The following is a 23,956-nucleotide window of genomic DNA, read 5'->3' on the forward strand; positions in this document are numbered from 1 at the left end:
CCTGTAAGCGAAACCTGGATTTCACTCTATCATAATCATAGGCGGAACCTTTGCGCCGCTCCGCCAGGTAGCGGTAAACTTTACGCCATATTTTCTCAACAGACGGAAACAACGGATGACCAGACATTTTGACTACCTCGCTATCGGCGGCGGCAGCGGCGGCATCGCCTCCATTAATCGTGCAGCCATGCACGGCCAGACGTGTGCGCTGATCGAAGCGAAAGAGCTGGGTGGCACCTGCGTTAACGTCGGTTGCGTGCCCAAAAAAGTGATGTGGCATGCGGCACAGATCGCCGAAGCCATTCATCTGTATGGACCCGATTACGGCTTTGATACTACGGTGAACCGCTTTGACTGGGCCACGCTGGTAAAGAACCGCAGCGCCTATATCGATCGCATTCACACCTCTTATGACAACGTGCTGGGCAAAAACAAAGTCGAAGTCATCAAAGGCTTTGCCCGCTTTGTGGATGCGCACACGGTGGAAGTTAATGGTGAAACGATCACCGCCGATCATATTCTGATCGCCACCGGCGGACGCCCGGTGCGCCCTGCTGTGCCAGGTGCCGAATATGGTATCGATTCTGACGGTTTCTTTGAGCTGGGATCCCTGCCGCGGCGCGTGGCCGTAGTGGGTGCAGGCTATATCGCCGTCGAGCTGGCAGGCGTGGTCAACGCGCTGGGCGCGGAAACGCATCTGTTCGTGCGTAAACACGCTCCGCTGCGCAGTTTTGATCCGCTCCTGAGCGAAACGCTGGTGGAGGTGATGCAGGCGGAAGGCCCGCAGCTGCATACCGAAGCGACGCCAAAAGCCGTGGTTAAAAATGCTGACGGCAGCCTGACGCTGCAGCTGGAAAATGGCAGCGAACAGACGGTGGATTGCCTGGTCTGGGCTGTGGGTCGCGAACCGGCAACCGATAATCTTAACCTTGACGTGACCGGCGTTGCGCTCGATGAGAAAGGCTATATCCGCGTCGATAAGTTTCAGAATACCAGCGTCGCAGGTATTTATGCGGTAGGAGATAACACCGGTGCCGTCGAGCTGACGCCGGTAGCGGTGGCGGCAGGCCGTCGTCTCTCTGAGCGTCTGTTTAACAACAAACCGGATGAGCATCTCGACTACAGCAATATTCCGACAGTGGTGTTCAGCCATCCGCCGATTGGCACGGTGGGCCTGACCGAACCGCAGGCGCGCGAGCAGTATGGTGATGACCAGGTGAAAGTCTATAAATCCTCTTTTACCGCCATGTACACCGCGGTCACGCAGCATCGCCAGCCGTGCCGCATGAAGCTGGTCTGCGTCGGCCCGGAAGAGAAGATTGTCGGTATTCACGGCATTGGCAGCGGCATGGATGAGATGCTGCAGGGCTTTGCCGTGGCGCTGAAGATGGGTGCCACGAAAAAAGATTTCGACAATACCGTGGCGATTCACCCCACCGCAGCGGAAGAGTTTGTGACGATGCGTTAACAAAAAGGCGCCCGGACGGGCGCCTTTTTTGATCGCCGTAGCCGGTTACCAGGAGACGGTAATTTTGCCAAAGTGGCTGGCGCCCTGCTGATGGCGGAACGCCGCCGGCAGATCGTCAAGCGCCGCAAAATGCTCACCAATCACCGGCCGCACCGCAATCTGCTCCAGCGCCCGCACAAACTCCTGCTGCTGCCGGCGATGGCCCACTATCAGCCCCTGGATCCGCGCCTGCTTCGCCATCAACAGCGAGGTCGGGATCACGCCTTCATGGCCGGTCAGTACGCCAATCAGCGCGATATGTCCGCCGATACGCACCGCTTTGATCGACTCTGCCATGGTGCCCGGTCCGCCCAGCTCAATCACCACGTCCGCACCGATCCCATCCGTCAGCTGCTGTACTTCGCTGCCCCACCCGGGCGTGGTGCGGTAGTTAATGCCGGCATCGGCGCCCAGCTCGCGCGCACGCGCCAGCTTCTCATCAGAGGATGAGGTGACAATCACCCGCGCGCCCATCGCTTTAGCGATCTGCAGTGCGGTAATGGAGACGCCGCCGGTGCCGATCGTAACGATAGTATCGCCCGCCTTGATCTGCGCATCGCCTGCCAGCGCCCGCCACGCCGTCAGCCCGGAGGTGGTGATAGTGGCCGCTTCAGCATGGCTCCAGCCGCGCGGCGCCAGGGTGAAGTGATGCGCCGGGCGCACCACGCTTTCCGCGGCAAAGCCCTGCGCGCCATCTCCCGGCGTGCGGGTGAAGTCGCCCACGCGGGCGTAAGGCAGGCCATCCTGCCACTGCGGGAAAAAGCAGGAAACCACGTGGTCGCCGGGGCGGAATTCGCTGACGCTGCTGCCCACCGCCTCCACGACGCCGGCGCCGTCCGCCATCATAATGCGCCCCGCTTCGGTCGGGATCGATCCGTCGGCAACCAGCAGATCGTGATAATTAAGTGAGGTGGCGTGGATACGGACGCGGATCTCGTCAGCGGCGGGCTTGCCGGGATCGGGCAGATCCACCAGCCGCAGATTATCCAGCCCGCCGGGCTGGTTAAGAATCATCGCTTTCATTCGCTTTTCTCCTGTCAGGACACAATAACGCGTTATCGGTTACTGAGTGTGGCAGTGCAACAGCATTTCCGCCTGGTAGGGTGTGCGGCAGGGGCGCCGCAGCGATCAGCTCAGTTTATCGAGCCAGCGCACATACGCCTGGTCCCAGAGCGCAGCAGGCGTGCCCGCTTTACCCAGGCCAAATCCGTGCCCGCCGCTGCTGAGCTCAATCAGCTCAACCGGTACGCGCATGCGCCGGCAGACGTCGCGCATCAGTTCGGTGTTGTAAGGATTAGAGGTGCGATCGTCCTCTGCCTGGGCGAGAAACGTCGGCGGATAGGCGCGGGTAACATAGTTTTGCACGGACCAGTTCGCCGCCTGGGTCGCGGTGGCGTGCGCCCCCACCATCATCAGGCGGGTCTGCGTATGCTGAAACGGCGCTTCCAGCGTGATCACCGGGTAGATAAGCCCCACGCTGCTGGCTGAAGGCACGATCTCATCCAGCGCGTCCTGCTGCGGATAAGTGCGAAAGTCAGGTCGCGCGGCGGCCATGCCCAGCAGATGGCCGCCGGCCGAAAAGCCGAGCAGGTGCACTTTCGACTCCATCGCGCGCGCCATGCGAATGGCGCGCTGTGCATCCTGCAGCGGTGCCAGATTGCCCGCCTGCCACTTTTCACCGGGCAGGCGATAGCTCAGCACATAGGCGGTATAGCCATTGGCATTCAGCCAGCGCGCCACCGGCCACGCCTCCCGGCCCATGCCGATGAAGCGATAGCCACCGCCCGCGGCAATCAGTACCGCCTCGCCGTTGGGGTTTTCCGGACGAAAGCGCTGGATAGCGGGTGAAACGATATTGGTCCATGAGCCTTTGGTATTGACCCTTAACAGGCCCGACGGGCCGCCTCCACCCGGCGGCTCATCCGGCCAGAGCGGAATGATGTCATCACGGGCAAACAGCTTGCCGGTGGTCATCGCGAGAACGGTTGCCCCGCTCGCCTGTAAAAAACGACGACGTGTCATCATGTTGCGTGCCAGCCACTCTCAGGAAACACCCGGCCACGGGTCAGATTATTGGTGTGACGAAAGTCTGATTTCTGTCCGGCGATAATGTACGCATTCCGCACCAAAAAGCCATAAAAAAACGCGCCATAAAAGGCGCGTATAAAACGTGATGGCTGCCGCTGCCGCGGCGACACACGCCGCAAAGCGGCGGCTTAATCCTGCTGCTGAAACTGTGTCATGACGGTCTGCTCGCACTGCTGCTGATCGTGGCGCAGCTTACCGCGCTCCTCTTCGCCGAGTTCCAGCCAGCCGTTGATCACTTCCTGCGCGATCTCTTCATCAAATTCAGTCTTGTTCATGGCAGAAGGTGACTGGCTGGCGGCCATTTGCGCTTTCAGCTTCGCGGTATAGCTCTCCATATCACCGGTTTTCTGTTCGCTGCTGACCAGATGGCAGAGCTGGCCGGCGTAGACATTTTCCTGCGCATCCGCATCTGCCGCCAGCGCGCTGGCGGAAAGGGTTAAGCCCGTCAGGGCAATCAATAAGCGTTTCATAAAGGCTCCTGTTGTTTCCGGAAACTCAGGTTTCATCCTGTTGCGTGCGTGCCGCCTGGCGGGCAGCACGCCAGTTTAAAAGCGGTGTCACCGTAATACCGTGCAGCACCACGCTGCATACTACAATGGTCAGGGCCATATCCACCATCTGCTGCGCTTCAGCGCCCTGCAGGCCGTGCACCCAGGCAAAAGCGATATAGTTGATACTGCCAATTCCGCGAATGCCGAGCCAGCCAATCAGCAGCCGGCGTGCGCGCGGCATTTCGCAGCGCCAGGTGGTGAGCCAGACCGCCAGCGGTCGCACCACGACAAACAGCAACAGCGCCAGGCCGATGCCCATCGGATTCCAGTGGTGCGCCAGCGTAATGCCCAGCACCACCATCAGCGCGGCGGCCAGCAGGCGCTCTACCGTATCGCCAAATGAGAGCGCATCGCCAATGACCAGACCCACAGACTTAACCATGCCGCCGCCGCTCTGCCGTACGCGCTGGTTAGGATTCACCATGACTTCAGCCGGCAGATGCTGCTTCTCTTCCGGCAGATCTTCCAGCGGAAAACAGCGCGTGACGCGCAGTTCAGCGCGCCGCAGGCCGACGCCTGCCGCAAACGTTGCCAGGAAGCCGGAGGCATCCAGCGCCTGCGAGGCGGCATAGCTGAACGCAATAAGCGCCAGCGCGAGAAAATCGTTTGGCGCCACATCGTCGTGCGCGCTGCGCAGCCGCGCCGCGAGCTGGCCGATAACGCGCCCCAGCAGATAGCCAATTGCAATACCCCCGCCAATAGACCAGAGCACATCCAGCGTCACCCACTCCCCCAGGCTGGCGAGATCGAAGCCTTCCGGGCGCATCAGCAGCAGCGCCAGGATCAGCAGCGGCAGCGCCGAGCCATCGTTCATCCCCGCCTCGCTGGAGAGCGCAACGCGCAGCGCATCATCATCGCGCGCATCGTTGACTGAAATCAGGCTGGCCAGCACCGGATCGGTTGGCGCAACAATGGCGCCAAACGCCAGCGACAGCGGCCAGTTAAAGCCGGTGATCCAGTGCACCAGACACGCCATGCCGCCTACCGTCAGCAGCATCGCCGGAAACGCCAGCCGCAGTCCGACCCGCCACGCGTGCGCTTTCAGCGGCAGGCGCAGCTTCAGGCCGGTGATAAACAGCGACGCGGCCATGGTGATTTCGGTGATATGCGCCACCAGCTCAGAGTGGCCAACAATATCGATACGCAGCAGATCCAGCACCCAGGGACCGCAGATAATCCCGGCGATAAGATAGAGGCCAAATGAAGTCACCGGCCCGCGGTGGATCCAGCCGGAGGCCAGTGACATGATCAGTAACAGACCGCCGACAACGGCGGTCCAGGCAAGGAAATTCATAACGCTCCGCTTTTCAAAAACATAACTCCCTTAAGCCTGGCACAGGATTGGAGATTAGTGTCTGAGATGCGCACTGCCCAGGCGTACCAGCAGCGCCAGCAGCGCCGCCGTCGTTGCCAGCGTGACCACGCCGTTCCAGCCAAAATGCGCCAGCGCCAGGCTGCCGAGGGCCGCGCCGGCGGCCATGCCGACAAATATCACGGTAAACATCAGGGCATTCAGGCGGCTGCGCGCCTCAGGTGCCAGGCTGTAGACCAGCGTCTGATGCGCCACCAGCGTCGCCTGCACCCCCAGATCAAATCCCACCGTACTCAGGATAATCACGCCCGGCTGCGCCGGCAGCGGCAGCAGCGGCAGCAGAAACATCAGCGCGAATGACACCATTACCAGCGCAGAGCCATACTGTGTCACCCGCGCCGGACCGATGCGATCGGCTACGCCGCCGGCCAGCGGAGCAGCCAGCGCCCCTGCCGCGCCCGCCAGGCCAAACGCACCCGCGATGGCACTGTCGAAATGAAAGCGCTCGCTCAGCATCAGCGCCAGCGTTGACCAGAAGGCGCTGAATCCCACCGATAGCAGCCCCTGTGCCAGCGCGGCGCGGCGCAGCGTCTGATGCTGACGCCACAGCTGCGCCAGCGACAGCAGCAGGCGCGGATAGCTGACGGCGGTACCGGGTGTGAAGCGCGGCAGCACGCGCCAGAGCGCCAGCGTCATCAGCAGCATGGCACCCGCAGCGATAAAATAGAGCGTACGCCAGCCGGCATACTCCGCCACCAGGCCGCTGATCACGCGCGACAGCAGAATGCCCGCCAGCAGCCCGGTCATTACCACGCCAACCGTCTTGCCCCGGCGATGCTCCGGTGCCAGCGCGGCAGAGGCGGGCACAATATCCTGCGCGACGGTAGCGGTCAGCCCGGTGACAAAGCTGGCGATCAGCAGCGCGCCGATTCCGCCGGCAAAGCCACACAGCAGCAGCGAGGCCACCAGCAGAAGCCCCTTAATCAGAATAATGGTCCGCCGGTCGTGGCGATCGCCCAGCGGGGCCAGCAGCAGGATCCCCAGCGCATAGCCCGCCTGCGTCAGCATCGGCACCATACCGGTGCTGCTGATGCCGGTATTAAACGTTTTACTGATGATATCCAGCATGGGCTGACTGTAGTAGATAGAGGCGACGCTCAGGCCGGCACCGGCGGCAAGCGTAAACAGCAGCGGAGCGGGAAGCGTTTCTGCGCGACGGGCAGATGACAATAAAACAGACATAGGTGGCTCTCCTGAAAAGTTGCGCCTATTAAAGCGCGCGGCAGCCATACGCGGTAGAGTGTGACAGGACACAACCGTTATGCGTGGTACGTATGAATAACCTGACCAGCACCGATCGTATTGCCCTGATGCAGACCTTTATCCGTATCGTTGAGAGTGGCTCCCTCTCCGCCGCCGCGCGGCAGCTTAATACCACCCAGCCTACCGTCAGCCGCCGGCTGCAGGCGCTGGAGCACTATCTCGGCCTGAAGCTGATACTGCGCACCACCCATGCGCTCAAGCTGACCGATGACGGAGAGCGCTGCTATACGCAGGCGCGCCAGCTGCTGGCAACGTGGTATGCGCTGGAGGATGAACTGACCGGCTCACATGACGAACCAGCGGGCACGCTGCGGGTGCGCGCACCGCACGCTTTCGGGCAGGATCAGCTGATTACGCCGCTGGTCGCCTGGCTGGAGCGCTATCCGCGTCTGAATGTAGAGTGGATGCTTAACGATCGCACGCCGGACTTTATCAGTGAAAACGTGGACTGTGCGATTCAGGTTGGTGCGCCGGACGATCCGGGCATTGTGGCCGTGCTGCTGGCGGAAGTGCCGCGTATTGTAGTGGCGGCGCCGGCGCTGCTGGCCGCCCATCCGCCCGTGACGCAGGCAGAAGAACTGACACAGCTGCCGTGGCTGGCGCTGACCAGCTTTTATCGCAATGAGATTGCGCTGCAGCGCGTCAGCGATAGCGCAATGGTGAACCTGGCGATCGCGCCGCGGCTCGCCAGCGACAGCCTTTATGCGGTGCGCAAGGCCGCGCTGGCCGGAATGGGCGTGGCGCTGGTTTCATCGTGGGTGGTACAGGACGATCTGGAGAGCGGCGCGCTGGTGCAGCTGCTGCCGGCGTGGCAGGCGCCGCCGCTGCCGGTCTGGCTGACCTACCCGTGGGCCAGCTACTATCCGGCAAGGCTGCGCCATTTTTTTACGCTGATTAAAACGGTCATGCCGCAGCTGCTCGGCACCCGCCCCCCGGCACGCTGAGCAGATCAGCCAGCGTGCTTTTTCTCCATTTTTGACATGTTATCCAGCCAGCCCATAACAAACGCGGAGAGCACAAAGGTCAGATGGATGATCACGTACCACATCAGCTTGTCGTTGGCGACGTTGCGCGCATCCATAAAGATACGCAGCAGATGGATAGAGGAGATCGCCACAATGGAGGCGGCGACTTTATTCTTAAGCGAGCCGGAGTCCATCTTGCCCAGCCAGCTCAGCTTCTCTTTGTGTTCGGCGATATCGAGCTTCGAGACAAAGTTTTCATAGCCTGAGAGCATCACCATCACCAGCAGCCCTCCGACCAGTGTCATGTCAACCAGCGACAGCAGCAGCAGGATCAGATCGTTTTCCGCAATGCTGAGGATGTTCGGCAGCAGATGGAAAATTTCCTGAAAAAATTTAACGGTCAGCGCCAGCAGGCCCAGCGAAAGTCCAATGTAAACCGGTGCCAGCAGCCAGCGGGATGAATACATCAGGTTTTCGGTAAAACGTTCCATAAGTTTCCATAAGTTAGCAGCGAAGCTGCCGAGTATACCCGAACTTGTGTGAAGTTATTTAAGTGCGGCCTCGGAAATTTCCGGCGGCGCCGGGAGCGGGAGCGACAGACGAAACTCAGCGCCGCCGCTGGCACGGTTTTCCGCCCAGATGCGTCCGCGATGCGCTTCAGTGATGGTCTTGCTGATCGCCAGCCCCAGTCCGACCCCCGGTACGGCAGACTCTTTATCACCCCGGGCAAACTTTTCAAAAATCTGCGTCAGGCTGTCGCCCGCGATGCCCGGCCCGCTGTCCCAGACGCCAATCTCCAGCCTGCTGCCGTCGCGCCAGGCGCGAATACCGTGCTGCGCCGCGTTACCGGCATACTTCAGGCTGTTCTCAATCAGATTGGAAAATACCCGCTCCAGCATCGCGCTGTCGCCTTTAATCAGTACCAGCTCGGACGGCAGCGCCAGCTCAAACGCGTGACCTTTAAGCATCGGCCCCATGCTGCGCAGCGCGCCATCGATCACCTCATCCAGCGCCACCCACTCTTCGCGCAGCTGCAGGCCGCCGGACTGAATGCGCGCCATATCCAGCATATTGCTGACCAGACGAATCGTGCTCAGCGTCTGTTCACGGATCTGGCCGGCCTGCGCGACAAACGGCGACTGCGCATGCGCCAGATCGAGCATCAGCATCTCTGCCTGACCAAAAAGCACCGTCAGCGGCGTGCGTAAATCGTGTGACAGTGCCGATAGCAGCGCATTGCGCAGCTGCTCGCGCTCTGCTGCGAGGCGCGAAGCCGCTTCGCTCTGCGTCAGCGCCATGCGCTCCAGCGCGTTGGCGATCAGCACGGTAAACGTCTCCACCAGCCGCTGCTGCTCCGGGATCATCAGCTGGCGCAGGTTCTCCGGCTCAACCACCAGCAGACCCCGGCACTGCTGGCCGCTCTTCAGCGGAACAATCTGGTAGGGCACGGCCGGCAGCGTATCGGTGCCGGCGCCGGCAGGCTGACCTTTGCTGTAGCTCCATTTTGCGATTCCGGCATCGGGCGGCGTGCCGCGTAAGTCCGGTCCGGTTGCCTGCAGCTCCCCCTGCTCATCGGGCAGCAGCAGCTGACTGCGCGCCTGCAGCGTCACCTCAATCACTCGCTGTGCGGTAGCGGCAATATCCTGCGGCGTCAGCGCGCTGCCGAGCGATTTCGCCATTTCATAGAGATAGCGGGCGCGCTGCTCGCGATAGCGCGCCACCCTGGCCTGGTAGCGCACGCCGGCGGTGAGATTTCCTACGATCACGCCGACCGCCAGCATCACGCCAAAGGTGACCAGATACTGCAGGTCAGAGACGGCGACGGTGCCGGTGGGCGCGACAAACATCAGATCAAACGCGACGATATTGATCACGGTGGCAAACACCGAGGGCCAGCGCCCGTAGCGCAGTGCCACCAGCACGACCGACAGCAGATAGATCATGACGGCGTTGGCGCTATCGAACTCTGCAAGCAGGCCGCGTCCGATAAACGTCACCGCAAGGCAGAGCAGCAGCGCCATGATGCAGCCGCGCAGCCGCAGCCGCCACTTATCGCTGCTGACCGGTTTGCTGCTGGCCGCATGCAGCGCCGGGCGCAGCGGCTCATCCAGCGCCACGACCAGCAGATCGAGATCCGGCCCCAGCTCGCCGAGACGCTGGGCGAAGCTGTCGCGGCGGAAGCGCCGGTGCGGCTGGCGTCCGGCGACAATTTTGCCCAGATTATGCTCCCGCGCGTAGCGCAGCACCGCGCGCACCTCATCGGGATCGGCGAGCGTGGCCGTTTCCGCGCCCAGCTCCTGCGCCAGCTGCAGCGTACGCAGGATCGCGCGCCGCTGCGCCTCCGGCAGGCGATGCAGGCGCGGGGTTTCCACATAAACGGCGTGCCAGACGCTGCCGAGCCGCGCGGCCAGACGTGCGGCGGTTCGCACCAGCTTCTCGCTGCCGGTATCATCACCAATACAGAGCAGAATCGCATCCCGCGTATGCCAGACCCGATCGCGTCCCTGCTGGTCACGCCAGGCGCGCATCTGATCGTCCACGCGATCGGCGGTGCGGCGCAGCGCCAGTTCACGCAGCGCAAAGAGATTGCCTTTGCGGAAAAAGTTTTCAATCGCGCGCTCGGCCCGGTCGCCGACGTAGACTTTGCCCTCTTTCAGCCGCTGACGCAGATCGTCCGGCGGCAGGTCCACCAGCACCACCTCATCTGCGCTGTCAAAAAAGGGATCGGGCACGGTTTCGCGCACCTGAATTCCGGTGATACCGGCTACTACGTCGTTAAGGCTTTCGAGGTGCTGCACGTTTACCGTGGTGATGACATCGATGCCGGCATCAAGCAGCTCGTCAATATCCTGCCAGCGTTTGGGATGGCGCGCGCCCTGAACGTTGGTATGCGCCAGCTCATCCATCAGGATCACCGCCGGATGACGCGCCAGCGCCGCATCCAGATCGAACTCCGTGTGGTGCGAGCGACCGGTGGTGCGACGCGGTAGCAGCGTCAGGCCATTCAGCAGCGCGGCCGTTTCTGCGCGATTATGGGTTTCCACGATACCGGCCAGCACATCCAGCCCCTGCGCACGCAGCCGCTGCGCCTCCTGCAGCATCGCAAAGGTTTTGCCCACGCCGGCACAGGCGCCAAAATAGATTTTCAGCTTGCCGCGATGGCTGTCGCTATGGCTGAGCAGCAGCGCATCGGGGTCCGGACGAGGCAGTTCATCATTCATGTCGTTCAAATAGTGAATTCCGTACGATCGGTGAAAGGGTCGCCATACATGGCGTTACGCTGTGATCCGCGCATCGAAACGGTCGCCATTAATGGCGACCCTACAATGTAGGGTGCGCATTTATGCGCACCGGATGCACCTCATCACTACAAATTATCCAGCGCCATATTGAGCCGTGGCCCGCACATCAAAACGGTCGCCATAAATGGCGACCCTACGTTGTAGGGTGCGCATTTATGCGCACCGGATGCACCTCATCCCTGCAAATCATCCAGCGCCATATTGAGCCGCAGCACGTGCATCAAAACGGTCGCCATAAATGGCGACCCTACGTTGTAGGGGCGCATTTATGCGCACCGGATGCACCACATCACTACAAATTATCCAGCGCCATATTGAGCCGCAGCACGTGCATCGAAACGGTCGCCATTAATGGCGACCCTACAACGTAGGGGGCGCATTTATGCGCACCGGATGCACCTTATCCCTGCTAATCATCCAGCGCCATATTGAGCCGTGGCCCGCGCATCAAAACGGTCGCCATTAATGGCGACCCTACAACGTAGGGGGCGCATTTATGCGCACCGAATGTGCCTCATCCCTGCAAATTATCCAGCGCCATATTGAGCCGCAGCACGTTCACCGTCTCTTCGCCGATAAACGGCAGCAGCGGACGCCCGGTGTTACGCGCAATCAGCGCCTCAACGTCTTTCAGCGTCATATTGCGCGCTGCCGCAATGCGCGGTGCCTGCCACAGCGCGGCTTCAGGAGAGATATCCGGATCCAGGCCGCTGCCTGAAGCGGTGACCAGCTCCACCGGCACCGCTGACGGCGCCTGCGGATTCGCCGCCCGCAGCGCGGCCACGCGCGCGGCGACGGCGCTGTCCAGCGCCGGGTTACTCCCGGCCAGGTTGCTGCCACCGGAAGCCTGCGCGTTATAAGGCCGCTCCGCCGTGGCCGATGGCCGACCCTGGAAATAGCCGGGCTGAGTGAACTGCTGCCCAATCAGCGCTGAGCCGCGCACGCTGCCCGCCTGCCTCAGCAGCGAACCGCTCGCCTGCTGCGGAAACCACCACTGTGCCAGCCCGGTGGTCAGCAGCGGATAGAGAACACCGGTAAACAGCATCAGCACCATAAACAATACAACAGCCGGACGTAACTGACTCATCTCTCTTCTCCTTACACCAGGCCTGACAGCGTGAGCAGCAGGTCAATCGCTTTAATACCGATAAAAGGCACCACCAGCCCGCCCGCACCGTAAATCCACAGATTGCGTCGCAGCAGCGCTGCCGCGCTCACCGGCCGGTAATTCACCCCTTTCAGCGCCAGCGGAATAAGAAACACAATCACCAGTGCGTTGAAGATCACCGCCGACAGGATCGCGGAGGCGGGAGAGTGCAGCGCCATGATATTGAGCATGCTGAGCTGCGGGTAGGTCACGGCAAACGCCGCCGGAATGATGGCAAAATATTTCGCCACGTCGTTGGCGATGCTAAAGGTGGTCAGCGACCCCCGCGTCATCAGCATCTGCTTACCGATATGCACCACCTCCAGCAGCTTGGTCGGATTCGAGTCGAGATCGACCATGTTCCCCGCCTCTTTCGCCGCCTGGGTGCCGGAGTTCATCGCCACCGCGACATCCGCCTGCGCCAGCGCAGGCGCATCGTTGGTGCCGTCGCCGGTCATCGCGACCAGCCGTCCTTCTGACTGATACTGACGGATCAGCGCCAGTTTAGCCTCCGGCGTCGCTTCTGACAGAAAGTCATCCACGCCCGCCTCTGCGGCGATAGCCGCTGCGGTCAGCGGGTTGTCGCCGGTGATCATCACGGTTTTAATGCCCATCCGGCGCAGTTCAGCAAAACGCTCTTTGATGCCGCCTTTGACAATGTCTTTCAACGCCACCACGCCCAGAACCTGCGCGCCTTCGGCTACCACCAGCGGCGTGCCGCCCGCGCGCGCGACCTCCTCAACCCGGGCGTTGACCTCCGCCGGAAAGCGTCCATTGCCGGCGTCGATATAGCGGCGCACGGCGTCCACGGCGCCTTTACGGATCAGCCGATCCTGCACGTTCACGCCGCTCATGCGGGTCTGAGCGGAAAAAGGGATAAAGCTGGCGCCCATTGCGCTGAGATCGCGTTCGCGCAGGTTAAACCGCTGCTTCGCCAGCACCACAATGCTGCGTCCTTCCGGCGTTTCATCTGCCAGAGAGGCGAGCTGTGCCGCATCCGCCAGCTGCTCTTCGCTGACGCCTGGCGCGGGCAGAAACTGCGTCGCCTGGCGATTACCGAGCGTGATGGTGCCGGTTTTATCCAGCAGCAGCACGTCAACGTCCCCTGCCGCCTCCACCGCGCGTCCGCTGGTGGCGATCACGTTTGCCCCCAGCATGCGGCTCATGCCCGCCACGCCAATGGCCGACAGCAGGCCACCAATCGTGGTGGGAATAAGACAGACCAGCAGCGCCACCAGTACCGTGACGCTGACCGGTGTACCGCCGTACGCGGAAAATGGCCACAGCGTGGCGGTCACCAGCAGAAATACGATGGTCAGTGAAACCAGCAGAATGGTCAGCGCGACCTCATTCGGGGTTTTACGACGTTTTGCGCCCTCCACCATGGCGATCATCCGATCGAGAAAGGTTTCGCCCGGATTGACGCTGCACCGGATCACCAGCCAGTCAGACAGAATGCGCGTGCCGCCGGTAACGGAAGCAAAATCACCGCCGGACTCGCGTATCACCGGCGCTGATTCGCCGGTAATGGCGCTCTCATCTACCGACGCGCCGCCCTCCAGTACATCGCCGTCGCACGGGATCACATCGCCCGCCTCAACCAGGACCACGTCACCTTTGCGCAGCGTATCCGCAGAGACTGGCTGCCATGCAGCACCATAGTGCGCTGCCGCAAGCTTCTTCGCCTCGCTGGTTTTCTTAATGCCTTTCAGGCTGTTGGCCTGCGCCTTGCTGCGCCCTTCCGCCAGCGCTTCTGCAAAGCTGGCGAACAGCACGGTTATCCAGAGCCAGAAGGCAATGGCGCCGGTAAAGCCGGCGCTGCCGCTCAGCCAGCCCGCCAGCATGCCGCCGGCCAGCAGCGACGTCAGCACGCTGCCCAGCCATACCAGAAACATCACCGGGTTCCGAAACTGCACGCGCGGATCGAGTTTTTTTACCGCATCCAGCAGCGCGGTGCGGGTCAGCTGCGCATCAAACAGCGCCAGTTGTTGACGACTCATGATTGCGTTATTCCTGAATCAGTTGCAGATGTTCCGCGACCGGCCCAAGCGCCAGCGCGGGAATAAAGGTCAGCGCACCCACCAGCAGCACGGTGCCTGTGAGCAGGCCGATAAACAGCGGGCCGTGCGTCGGCAGCGTACCGTTACCCGCGGGCTGAACGTTTTTCGCCGCCAGCGATCCGGCAATCGCCATGACCGGAACAATGATGCCGAAGCGGCCAGCCAGCATGCAGACGCCGAGCAGCAGGTTCCAGAACGGCGTGTTGGCGCTGAGTCCGGCAAAAGCGCTGCCGTTGTTATTTGCCGCAGATGAGACCGCATAGAGTATTTCGCTGAATCCGTGAATGCCGGGGTTGGCCATCGCCGCGCGACCGGCATCGGTCATCAGCGCCAGTGCGGTACCCAGCAGCACCAGCGCGGGCGTGACCAGAATCGCCAGCGCGGTCATTTTCATCTCCCACACGTCGATTTTTTTACCGCGATACTCCGGCGTGCGCCCGATCATCAGCCCGGCGATAAACACCGCCAGCAGAACGAACAGCAGCATGCCGTACAGCCCTGCGCCCACGCCGCCGAATACCACTTCGCCCAGCTGCATCAGCCACATCGGCACCATACCGCCCAGCGCGGTAAAGGAGTCATGCATTGCATTAACCGCGCCGCAGGAGGCTGCCGTGGTAATTACCGCGAACAGGCCCGAGTTGAGTATGCCGAAGCGCGTCTCTTTGCCCTCCATGTTGAGCGCGCTGTCAGCGCCCAGCGCCAGGAAATGCGGGTTGCCCCGTACCTCTGCCCACATCACCGCCGAGGCCGCGAGGACAAACAGAATACTCATGCTCCACAGCAGCATATGGCCCTGCCGGCGATCGTTTAGGTGCTGCCCGAACGTAAAGCAGAGCGACGCCGGGATCAGGAAAATGCTCAGCATCTGAACAAAGTTGGTCAGGGCGGTCGGATTCTCAAACGGGTGGGCAGAGTTCGCGTTAAAGAACCCACCGCCGTTGGTGCCGAGCATCTTGATGGCTTCCTGTGAGGCTACCGGACCGAGCGGCAGCGTCTGCTGTGCGCCCTCCAGCGTGGTGAGGGTATGATACGCCGCAAAGCTCTGGATGGTGCCCTGGCTGACATAAAACAGCGCAATCACCAGGCTGAGCGGCAGCAGGACGTAGAGCGTGATGCGCGTCAGGTCACGCCAGGCGTTGCCGAGCGTCGCCAGCGAGCGGTTAGCAAACCCGCGCATCAGGGCAAACGCTACGGCGATACCGGTTGCCGCAGAGAGAAAGTTTTGTACCGTCAGCCCCGCCATCTGGCTGAAGTAGCTCAGGCTGCTCTCACCGCCATACGCCTGCCAGTTGGTATTGGTGACAAAGCTTACCGCAGTGTTAAACGCCAGATCCCAGCTCAGGCCCGGCATCTGCTGCGGATTAAGCGGCAGCGCCCCCTGCAGCATCAGTATCGCCAGCAGCACCACGAAGCCCACGGCGTTAAACAGCAGCAGCGCCAGCAGATAGTGCTGCCAGCGCATCGCCGCTGTGCCGCTGCCCGTCAGCTGCCACAGCAGGTGCTCGGTGCGCGGCAGCAGCGGTTTATCCGCCACCAGCCGCGCCAGAAACCGACCCAGCGGCTGCGCCAGCGCCATCAGCACCAGCAGAAACAGCGCGATCAGTAAGAATGCATTCGCCGCCATCAGAATGCCTCCGCATTAAGCAGGGCATAAACCAGATAGCCCAGTAACAAAATCAGCAGCACAATGCCCGCTATTACGCCCACGCTCACAGCAACCTCCGGAGTAGTCAGTAGTGTGACAAGCATGCGCGGCGCGGCATAAAGAAGGGATAAAAAGGCGGAGGACGGGCGTAAAGAAAGTATAAATATGGCGTAAAATTAAGCGCTTTCCAGCGCCCAGACGCGGTTAAGGTCGATGTTCTGCCACAGCGCCCCCTCTTCAGCACCGGTAATGCTATCGGTACAGAAGCTGTCGCCTAAATCGACAATTTCCGGTTTCACTTCGCGCCGGGCATGCAGCGACCAGAAGACGTGCAGTTTAGGCTTCAGCAGCGATTTTTCACCCGCCTGCACCACCAGCGCGACCCGTCCCGACGCCAGACGTACCAGCGATCCGACCGGATAGATGCCAATCGACCGTACAAAACTGTGCAGCAGCGCGGGATCGAAATGGCCGCGCCAGCTCAGCATATTGTGCATCGCTTCTGCAGGCGTCCAGCCTTTACGGTAGGGACGATGTGAGGTGAGCGCGTCATAGACATCACAGACGGAGGCCATGCGGGCATAGAGCGTGATCTCCTCGCCGCGCAGGCCGTGCGGGTAGCCGCTGCCGTCAAATTTTTCGTGATGATGCAGCGCCACATCCAGCAGATCGTAGCCCGCATCCGCCTCCATCAGCATCTGCGCGCCAACAATCGGGTGTTCACGCATGACCGCGAACTCATCGTCGCTCAGCTTGCCGGGCTTATTGAGGATCGCCAGCGGCACGGCCGCTTTGCCGACGTCGTGCAGCAGGCCAGCCATGCCTGCGCGACGCAGCCGGTCGGCCTCCAGCCCCAGTTTCTTCCCGAGCGAGATCATCAGCCCGCACACCGCCATGGAGTGCAGATAGGTGTAGTCATCGTGATTTTTCAGGCGCGCCACGCTGAGCAGCGCTGAAGGCTCACGCGCAATCGATCCCGCTATCTGATCAACCAGATCGAGCGTGAAGCTGAGATCGAGGCGCTGCCCCATACGGGCCTCATTAAACATCGCCAGCACGCGCGGCTTGCCCTGGGCGAAAATCTGCTGCGCCTGATCCAGCTCGCGGAAAAAGGCACTCTCCGCAACCGGCGCTCTGACGGGCTGGCTGTGCGGGATCGGCACCGACTTATCGAGATCGATCCAGACCTGGCGGATCCCTTCACTGCGGATCATGGCGATCTGGCGGCGGTCAGTGATCAGCATAAGGTTGCGAATGCGCCGATCTTTCAGCCACCAGACCTCAAGTTTGTGGATAAACATGCCCTCTTGCAGTTCGTCCACGGAAATCAGCTTTATCACACGTACTCTCCTGACTCGCTGTGGATGGTCAGGAGGGGTATCGGCAGCTGATCAAAAAATCTTCAGAGGCGTTTTGTGCGGCTGTGAGCCCGCCGGTAAAGCGCACATTTTCCCGCGGGTGCCCTTTACCGGTGGCGGTGAACAGACTACCGGCTCAGAGCGCCTTCGCCCTGCTCACGGCGCGGCGTGCGCGTCTGGCCCGCAGGCGTCTGGCTCTCTGCGCGCTGAATCGGCCCCATCACCAGCAGAAACAGCAGGGCCGCGATAATACAGTGCGCGCCAACAAACAGCAGGCCGACGCTGTAGCTGCCGGTCAGGCCGACGATAATGCCAAACAGCAGCGGCGTGATGAAGCCAGCCATATTGCCGATACCGTTGAAGATGGCACCCGCCAGCCCTACCGCCTCTTTTGGCGCGGTATCGCTGACAATGGTCCAGGTGCCCGCCCCCGCCGCCACGCCCTTGCCGAAGAACGCGAAAGACATGATAGCGATAATACCGGCGTTGCTCGGGATCACCGCGGCCAGCGTCAGCGAAGCCGCCATCACCATACCGGCGATAAACGGCCCCTTGCGCGCCCAGGAGAGGCTCCAGCCGCGCGCCAGCAGCCTGTCAGAGAGGAAACCGCCGCTGATGCCGCCAAGAAATCCAAACAGCGCCGGCGCAATGGTGGCAAAACCGGCATCCATGATATTCATGCCGCGCGCCTGAACCAGATAGATAGGGAACCAGGTAATGAAGAAGTAGCTGAGTGCAATCGTGCAGTACTGCCCCAGATAGGCGCACCACAGCATGCGGCTGCTGAGCAGCAGTTTAAACATGCGTTTATCGACCGGAGGACGGGCTTTCAGCGTCTCTGCGGCATCAATATCCACCAGCGCACCGCCCTGCTCAATGTACTCCAGCTCGCTTTTTGTCACGCGCGGATGCTGACGCGGCGTGTGCATCCACGCCATCCAGCCAAACACGGCCAGAATGCCGATGGTGCCCAGCACGAAGAACGGCCACTCCCAGCCAAACCGCATGACCAGCCAGCCTGAGATGGGCGAAAAAATGGCGACGGCAAAATATTGCGCCGAGGCAAACAGCGATGAGGCGCGGCCGCGTTCGGCTCCGGGAAACCACATAATGACCGCGCGGGCGTTGGCGGGAAAGCTCGGCGCTTCTATCAGCCCCAGCGCAAAACGCAGCGCAAACATCAGCGTCAGCGTCATGGTTACGCCGGCGGAGAACTCACCGACAAAGCCCATCAGCAGCGTGGAGACCGACCAGAGCACCAGCGTCGCGCCGTAGACTTTTTTGGTGCCAAAGCGGTCGAGCAGCAGGCCGCCGGGGATCTGACCAATCACGTAAGCCCAGCTGAAGGCGGAGAGGATCAGGCCAAGCTGGATCGCTGAAAGACCAAACTCCTCTTTGATTGCGGAACCGGAGATCGACAGGATCGAACGGTCAGCATAGGCCACCACCGACAGAAACAGGATCAGACACAGGATCCAGAGGCGCACACGGCTGGTTTCACTGCGGGTTTGACGTTGCAACATAGGCTCAGTTCCTTGAAAGGGGAAGCGTCCTGTCGCGATGCGACAGGGATCAGCAATACCGCGCAATCTTTACTGTTCAGCAACTATAGAAAGCGGGCTGGTGCGCGGTCATTGTGCGGTTGCAGGGATCGGCAGGTTAAAAACGGTCCCGCTTTCAGCGTTTGGCACAATGCCGCGTGCTGTGCCGCACAGATTGTCGATCTTTCTCCGGTGACCGCCGCAGAGTGTGCGCCAGGCGAAAGAAAAGGCGGCTGGCGCTGGCTATGTGGGAGCCGATCTGTGCTCCCGGCAGCAAAACGCGCACCGGCAGATTGTCAGGCTTGCGCGCCGATCGTAGTCTCAAATGGTTGCAAAAGGTCATTTTTAATTTTACTGAAACATTTGTTCCACCCTCTCTTCTCTCATGCTCTGGAGTACGCAATGAAAACAGTAAAAGCGGTGCTGCTGGTGGGATTGCTTTCGGCTTCTGCGTCGTCGCTGGCGGATAAAATCGGCGTGTCGATGGCCTACTTTGATCAGAACTTTTTAACCATCATCCGCCAGTCGATCGATAAAGAGGCGAAAGCGCGCGGGCTGGCGGTGCAGTTTGAAGATGCACGCGGCGATGTCGGCCGTCAGACCGATCAGGTACAGAGTTTTATCGGCGCGGGCGTGGATGCCATCATTGTCGATCCGGTGGACTCGGCCAGCACGCCGCAGCTGACCCGTCTGGCACAGCAGGCAAAAATTCCGCTGGTGTATGTGAACCGTACGCCGGGCGATAAAACGCTGCCGCCGGGAGTGGTGTTCGTGGGCTCGGATGAGCGTGAGTCGGGCACGCTGCAGATGGAAGCGCTGGCTAAAATAGCTGATTACAAAGGCAATGTGGCGATTATGATCGGCAATCTCACTGATGCCGGTGCCCTGCAGCGCACGAAAGATGTGGAGCAGGTGGTAGCAAAATATCCCGGCATGAAAGTGGTGCAGAAACAGCCGGCTAACTATGCGCGCAACGAAGGCATGGATTTAATGCTTAACTGGCTTGGCAACGGCGAGGCGATTGATATTGTCGCGGCGAACAACGATGAGATGGCGATTGGCGCAGCCATGGCGCTGGCAAAAAGCAACAAAAAGCTGCTGATTGGCGGCATTGACGCCACGCCGGATGGTCTGCAGGCGCTGGCGCAGGATAAAATTCAGGTCACCGTATTTCAGGACGCCATCGGCCAGGGCAAAACGTCCGTTGAGGTCGCGCAAAAGCTGATTGCCGGTGAAAAAGTCGCTTCTCACGTCTGGATCCCGTTTGAGCTGGTCACCAAAGAGAATATGCAGAACTACGTTAAAAAGAGCCAGTAGCCCCGCCTGAGAACGCAGCAGAGCCGCACGGTGCGGCGGCTCTGCTGTCAGCTCTTCTTTTCGTGCGCTTCAGAAGGCACGCGCAGCGTCACTGAGGGTCGCGCAGTTTCGCCATCACCACAATATCGTGATAGTCGCCATCGCGCAGGCACGCTTTGCGCTTTACGCCCTCATGCTCAAAGCCCAGACGCGTATAGAGGCGCAGCGCGCGCGCGTTGTCATGAAACGCTTCCAGCTCCACGCGGATAATCCCCATCCAGTTAAAGGCGTAGTCGAGCCCGGTGCGGATTAGCTGCTCACCGATGCCGCGTCCGGCAAACGCCGGATCAACGCTGATGCCAAAGCTCAGGCTGTGGCGGGTGCGCAGCCGCTGTTCGGTAAACAGCGTCAGTTCGCCCACCAGCTGCCCCTCCAGCTCAGCGACAAACGCGATATAGCCTTCAGCGTCCATGCGCTCAAATTTTTTCTCCCACGTGGCCACGCTGGGAAAGGGCAGCTGCGTGGTCCAGCGATATACCTCTGGCTGACTGTAGAGACGCTGGTAAGCCGCGGCGTCGCGCGGTTCGCGGCCGCGAATCTTTATCTCCATATCCGTGATCTCCGTCTGATTGCACTAAGCTGTTAACTCTGACCTTCCGGAAAGAGTGACCCTATGTTGTTTCGCCGTTTTGAACGTTTTATCAATATTTTTCAGGATGCACCAACGGATTCTCCCCCCGCCACCCTCGGCGCGTTCTATCGCTACTATCTGCGTCAGGTATGGCCAGGTTTCGCCGCGCTGCTGGTAGTGGGCCTGGCGCAGGCGCTGATTGAAGTGGCGCTGTTCAGCTATCTCAGCCGCATTATCGACCTCGTCAGCCATGCCACGCCGGCGACGCTCTTCAGTGAACACTGGCCGACTCTGCTCTGGATGGCGGCGGTGGCGCTGATCCTGCGGCCGGTGGTGATCGCCCTGCACGACCTGCTGGTTCACCAGAGCATCAACCCCGGCATGACCAGCATGATCCGCTGGCAGCATCATAACTATGTACTGCGCCAGAGCCTGAACTTCTTTCAGAATGATTTTGCCGGCCGCATCGCCCAGCGCATCATGCAGACCGGCAACGCGCTGCGCGATTCAGCGGTACAGCTGGTGGACGCCATCTGGCATGTGGTGATTTACGCCGGTACCTCGCTGGTGCTGTTTGCAGAAGCGGACTGGCGGCTGATGATCCCGCTGGTAATCTGGCTGATCGCTTACAGCCTGTCACTGCGCTTTTTTGTCCCGCGCGTGAAGCAGCGGTCGGTGGTCTCTTCAGAGGCGCGATCACGCCTGATGGGCACCATTGTGGATGGTTACACAAACATTGCCACCATCAAGCTGTTTGCGCATACCGATCTGGAGAAGCGCTACGCGCGCGAGGCGATTCAGGACCAGACCGACAAAACCCGCCACGCCAGCCGCATGGTGACCAGCATGGACATCACGCTCTCTGCGCTCAATGGCCTGCTGATTGTCAGCACCTCCGGGCTGGCGCTGTGGCTCTGGAGCCAGTCGCTGATCAGCGTCGGCGCCATTGCACTGGCGACCGGGCTGGTGATCCGGCTGGTGAATATGTCAGGCTGGATCATGTGGGTGGTGAACGGTATTTTTGAAAATATCGGCATGGTGCAGGATGGGCTGGGTACTATTGCGCAGCCGCTCAGCGTCCAGGATGCGCCGGCGGCGCCACCGCTGCGGGTGACGCGCGGCCAGATCCGCTTTGAAGATGTGCGCTTTGATTATGGCACTCACCGTCAGGTGATTAACCGGCTGAATCTGACGATTAAACCGGGTGAAAAAATCGGCCTGATTGGCCCTTCCGGTGCCGGTAAATCCACGCTGGTGAATCTGCTGCTGCGCCTGTATGACCTCAACGGCGGCCGCATTGCGATTGACGATCAAAACATTGCGGATGTGACTCAGGCGAGCCTGCGCGGGCAGATTGGTATGATCACGCAGGATACCTCACTGCTGCACCGTTCCATCCGCGACAATCTGCTCTATGGTCGTCCCGACGCCACGGAAGCGGAGCTGCAGGCGGCCATCACGCAGGCGCGTGCCGATGAGTTTATTCCGCTGCTCTCTGATTCTCAGGGGCGCACCGGGCTGGAGGCGCACGTCGGCGAGCGCGGCGTCAAGCTCTCCGGCGGTCAGCGACAGCGTATCGCTATCGCCCGCGTGCTGCTCAAAGATGCGCCGGTTCTGATTATGGATGAAGCCACCTCGGCGCTGGACTCTGAAGTGGAAGCGGCCATTCAGGAGAGCCTGGAGAGCCTGATGCAGGGCAAAACGGTGATCGCTATCGCCCATCGTCTGTCGACCATCGCGAAGATGGACCGGCTGGTGGTGCTGGAGCAGGGGGAGATCGTGGAGATGGGCAATCATCACGAGCTGCTGGCGCAGAACGGTCTCTATGCCCGCCTGTGGCAGCATCAGACCGGCGGTTTTGTCGGCACCGATTAATCGCCGCGCCGAAACGGCAGGGCTGCACGCGCCTCATCGGCCCAGTCGTGCACCCCTGCCCGTTCCTGCTGCAGAAAATCCTCCACCGCCGCGCGCAGTCCCGGATGCGCCAGATAGTGCCACGAGTGCGTTATCACCGGCTCAAAACCGCGCACCAGTTTGTGCTCACCCTGCGCTCCCGCATCAAAGCGCTGCAGCCCTTCTGCGATAGCAAACTCCATGCCCTGATAGAAACAGGTTTCAAAATGCAGGCGGTCAAACTCTGCCAGACAGCCCCAGTAGCGGCCATAAAGCGTGGTGCTGTCGCACAGGTAAAAGGCCATCGCGGCAGGCCGCTCATCCAGCGTGGCGATAACCACGCGAATCGCCTGCGGCATACGCTCTGCCAGCAGACTGAAAAACGCGCGCGTCAGATAAGGACGCTGGCCGCGTACCGCATAGGTGCTGACGTAGCAGGTGTAGACAAAATCCCACTGATCCTCCCGCAGTTCATCACCGCGATACCAGCTAAAGACAAAGCCGCTCTGCTGCACCAGCTCCCGCTCTTTGCGCAGCTGCTTGCGTTTACGCGACATCAGCGTATCAAGGAAGTCGGCAAAGTCGCGGTAGTGACGGTTGTGCCAGTGATACTGCAGGCCGAGGCGCATCAGCCAGTCGGACTGCTCTGCGATCAGGGCATTGGCGGGCGGCGTGGTGAAGTTGATATGCGCCCCGCTTATCTGTCGCGCCAGCAGCGCGTCCGGCAGCGCGGTCAGCAGCTGAGTGATGGCGGACGCTTCGCCCAGCAGACGCTGCCCCGTTACCGGACTGAACGGAACGGCACCGAGCCATTTGGGGTAGTAGCGGATCCCCGCGCGCTGGCACGCCTCGGCCCAGGCCTGATCGAAGACATATTCTCCGCGCGAGTGGGATTTAACATAGCCCGGTAGCGCAGCGACGGTTTTGCCCTGCTCCCGCCAGAGCAGGTGTGCCGGCTGCCAGCCCGTTTCAGCGCGCACGCTGCCGCTCTCCTCAAGGGTGGTCAGAAAGGCGTGGCGTAAAAAGGGCTGATCGTCAGGCAGCAGCGCGTCCCATTCAGCAGCCGCGATATCCGTCAGTGATGATAGAAAATGCAGTGACATGCAGCTCTCCCGGCCAGGGGCGCCCTTTATGACGCCCGGATGAATGCGTATACGATACGTTACGGCGCCCTTTCCCGCCATGATGCAATGCAGGGGCGGTGCGAGCTGCGGCCAGGGGCGCATTAATGCACCCCCTGCGATGCCCCCGCAGGGGCGCCATTAATGGCGCCATGGGTTAATGCGCGGGCGGAACGTAATGACGCCATTCATGGCGCCCGGGGTTAATGCGCG

19 protein-coding genes are annotated in these 23,956 nt (G+C 61.0%); 4 read left to right on the top strand and 15 right to left on the bottom strand.

All coding sequences use genetic code 11. The features are described 5' to 3' along the window. Positions 1 to 115: 115 nt before the first annotated feature. The gene (gorA, locus tag FS690_RS16150) at positions 116 to 1,468 is read left to right on the top strand and encodes a glutathione-disulfide reductase (protein ID WP_094112215.1); all 1,353 of its coding nucleotides are present in this window, start codon (positions 116 to 118) and stop codon (positions 1,466 to 1,468) included. A 45-nt stretch (positions 1,469 to 1,513) separates the two neighbouring features. On the opposite strand, the gene FS690_RS16155 is transcribed toward gorA, so the two are convergent. The 5 genes from FS690_RS16155 to FS690_RS16175 all read right to left on the bottom strand — a co-directional run bounded on the left by FS690_RS16155 (position 1,514) and on the right by FS690_RS16175 (position 6,700). After that, positions 1,514 to 2,530, bottom strand: a complete 1,017-nt coding sequence (locus FS690_RS16155) for an NAD(P)-dependent alcohol dehydrogenase (RefSeq protein ID WP_145339898.1) — start codon at positions 2,528 to 2,530, stop codon at positions 1,514 to 1,516. Positions 2,531 to 2,635: 105 nt separating this feature from the next. Then, positions 2,636 to 3,532, bottom strand: coding sequence for an alpha/beta hydrolase (locus FS690_RS16160; RefSeq protein ID WP_145339899.1), 897 nt, complete (start codon positions 3,530 to 3,532; stop codon positions 2,636 to 2,638). A gap of 191 nt (positions 3,533 to 3,723) precedes the next feature. Beyond that, entirely contained in the window at positions 3,724 to 4,065 is a 342-nt protein-coding gene (locus tag FS690_RS16165; protein ID WP_039381035.1) for a hypothetical protein, read from the bottom strand. A 25-nt stretch (positions 4,066 to 4,090) separates the two neighbouring features. Then, positions 4,091 to 5,440: a sodium:proton antiporter gene (locus tag FS690_RS16170; RefSeq protein WP_145339900.1), complete on the bottom strand. Its 1,350-nt coding sequence runs from the start codon at positions 5,438 to 5,440 to the stop codon at positions 4,091 to 4,093. 54 nt (positions 5,441 to 5,494) lie between these two features. Further along, positions 5,495 to 6,700, bottom strand: coding sequence for an MFS transporter (locus FS690_RS16175; RefSeq protein ID WP_145339901.1), 1,206 nt, complete (start codon positions 6,698 to 6,700; stop codon positions 5,495 to 5,497). Between the two features lie 92 nt (positions 6,701 to 6,792). Between FS690_RS16175 and FS690_RS16180 the strand changes: the two genes are divergently transcribed. After that, entirely contained in the window at positions 6,793 to 7,725 is a 933-nt protein-coding gene (locus tag FS690_RS16180; protein ID WP_039381040.1) for a LysR family transcriptional regulator, read from the top strand. 5 nt (positions 7,726 to 7,730) lie between these two features. Here FS690_RS16180 and FS690_RS16185 read toward each other — a convergent pair whose 3' ends face one another. From FS690_RS16185 to FS690_RS16220, 8 genes are all read right to left on the bottom strand, one after another. Further along, entirely contained in the window at positions 7,731 to 8,237 is a 507-nt protein-coding gene (locus FS690_RS16185; protein ID WP_039381043.1) for a TIGR00645 family protein, read from the bottom strand. A 54-nt stretch (positions 8,238 to 8,291) separates the two neighbouring features. Then, entirely contained in the window at positions 8,292 to 10,967 is a 2,676-nt protein-coding gene (gene kdpD / locus FS690_RS16190) for a two-component system sensor histidine kinase KdpD (protein WP_145339913.1), read from the bottom strand. 595 nt (positions 10,968 to 11,562) lie between these two features. After that, positions 11,563 to 12,135, bottom strand: coding sequence for a potassium-transporting ATPase subunit KdpC (gene kdpC, locus FS690_RS16195; protein WP_039381048.1), 573 nt, complete (start codon positions 12,133 to 12,135; stop codon positions 11,563 to 11,565). Between the two features lie 11 nt (positions 12,136 to 12,146). After that, complete coding sequence (gene kdpB / locus FS690_RS16200) at positions 12,147 to 14,195, bottom strand: potassium-transporting ATPase subunit KdpB (RefSeq protein ID WP_145339902.1); 2,049 nt, start codon at positions 14,193 to 14,195, stop codon at positions 12,147 to 12,149. 7 nt (positions 14,196 to 14,202) lie between these two features. Beyond that, positions 14,203 to 15,882 carry a potassium-transporting ATPase subunit KdpA gene (gene kdpA / locus FS690_RS16205; RefSeq protein ID WP_145339903.1) on the bottom strand — a complete coding sequence of 560 codons (1,680 nt, stop codon included), beginning with the start codon at positions 15,880 to 15,882 and terminating at the stop codon, positions 14,203 to 14,205. Then, positions 15,882 to 15,971, bottom strand: a complete 90-nt coding sequence (kdpF, locus tag FS690_RS16210; RefSeq protein WP_071669265.1) for a K(+)-transporting ATPase subunit F — start codon at positions 15,969 to 15,971, stop codon at positions 15,882 to 15,884. Before kdpF ends, kdpA begins: the two co-directional genes overlap by 1 nt. Positions 15,972 to 16,079: 108 nt before the next feature. After that, positions 16,080 to 17,243: an HD-GYP domain-containing protein gene (locus FS690_RS16215; RefSeq protein ID WP_145339904.1), complete on the bottom strand. Its 1,164-nt coding sequence runs from the start codon at positions 17,241 to 17,243 to the stop codon at positions 16,080 to 16,082. Between the two features lie 146 nt (positions 17,244 to 17,389). After that, positions 17,390 to 18,784: an MFS transporter gene (locus FS690_RS16220; RefSeq protein WP_145339905.1), complete on the bottom strand. Its 1,395-nt coding sequence runs from the start codon at positions 18,782 to 18,784 to the stop codon at positions 17,390 to 17,392. 420 nt (positions 18,785 to 19,204) lie between these two features. Here FS690_RS16220 and FS690_RS16225 point away from each other — a divergent pair, with 420 nt between their 5' ends. Then, positions 19,205 to 20,119, top strand: coding sequence for a sugar ABC transporter substrate-binding protein (locus FS690_RS16225; protein WP_145339906.1), 915 nt, complete (start codon positions 19,205 to 19,207; stop codon positions 20,117 to 20,119). 88 nt (positions 20,120 to 20,207) lie between these two features. Here the strand turns inward: FS690_RS16225 and FS690_RS16230 are convergent, their stop codons facing one another. Continuing rightward, complete coding sequence (locus FS690_RS16230; RefSeq protein WP_071669262.1) at positions 20,208 to 20,708, bottom strand: GNAT family N-acetyltransferase; 501 nt, start codon at positions 20,706 to 20,708, stop codon at positions 20,208 to 20,210. Between the two features lie 63 nt (positions 20,709 to 20,771). Between FS690_RS16230 and FS690_RS16235 the strand changes: the two genes are divergently transcribed. Next, positions 20,772 to 22,604 (top strand): ABC transporter ATP-binding protein, encoded by a 1,833-nt coding sequence (locus FS690_RS16235; protein ID WP_145339907.1) that lies wholly within the window; start codon positions 20,772 to 20,774, stop codon positions 22,602 to 22,604. Here FS690_RS16235 and FS690_RS16240 read toward each other — a convergent pair. Continuing rightward, positions 22,601 to 23,725 carry a GNAT family N-acetyltransferase gene (locus FS690_RS16240; protein WP_145339908.1) on the bottom strand — a complete coding sequence of 375 codons (1,125 nt, stop codon included), beginning with the start codon at positions 23,723 to 23,725 and terminating at the stop codon, positions 22,601 to 22,603. The two genes, FS690_RS16235 and FS690_RS16240, sit on opposite strands and share 4 nt — an antisense overlap. Positions 23,726 to 23,956 lie beyond the last annotated feature (231 nt).

This window comes from Pantoea sp. PSNIH1 (genome assembly GCF_007680655.1).
Classification (GTDB): domain Bacteria; phylum Pseudomonadota; class Gammaproteobacteria; order Enterobacterales; family Enterobacteriaceae; genus Pantoea; species Pantoea eucrina.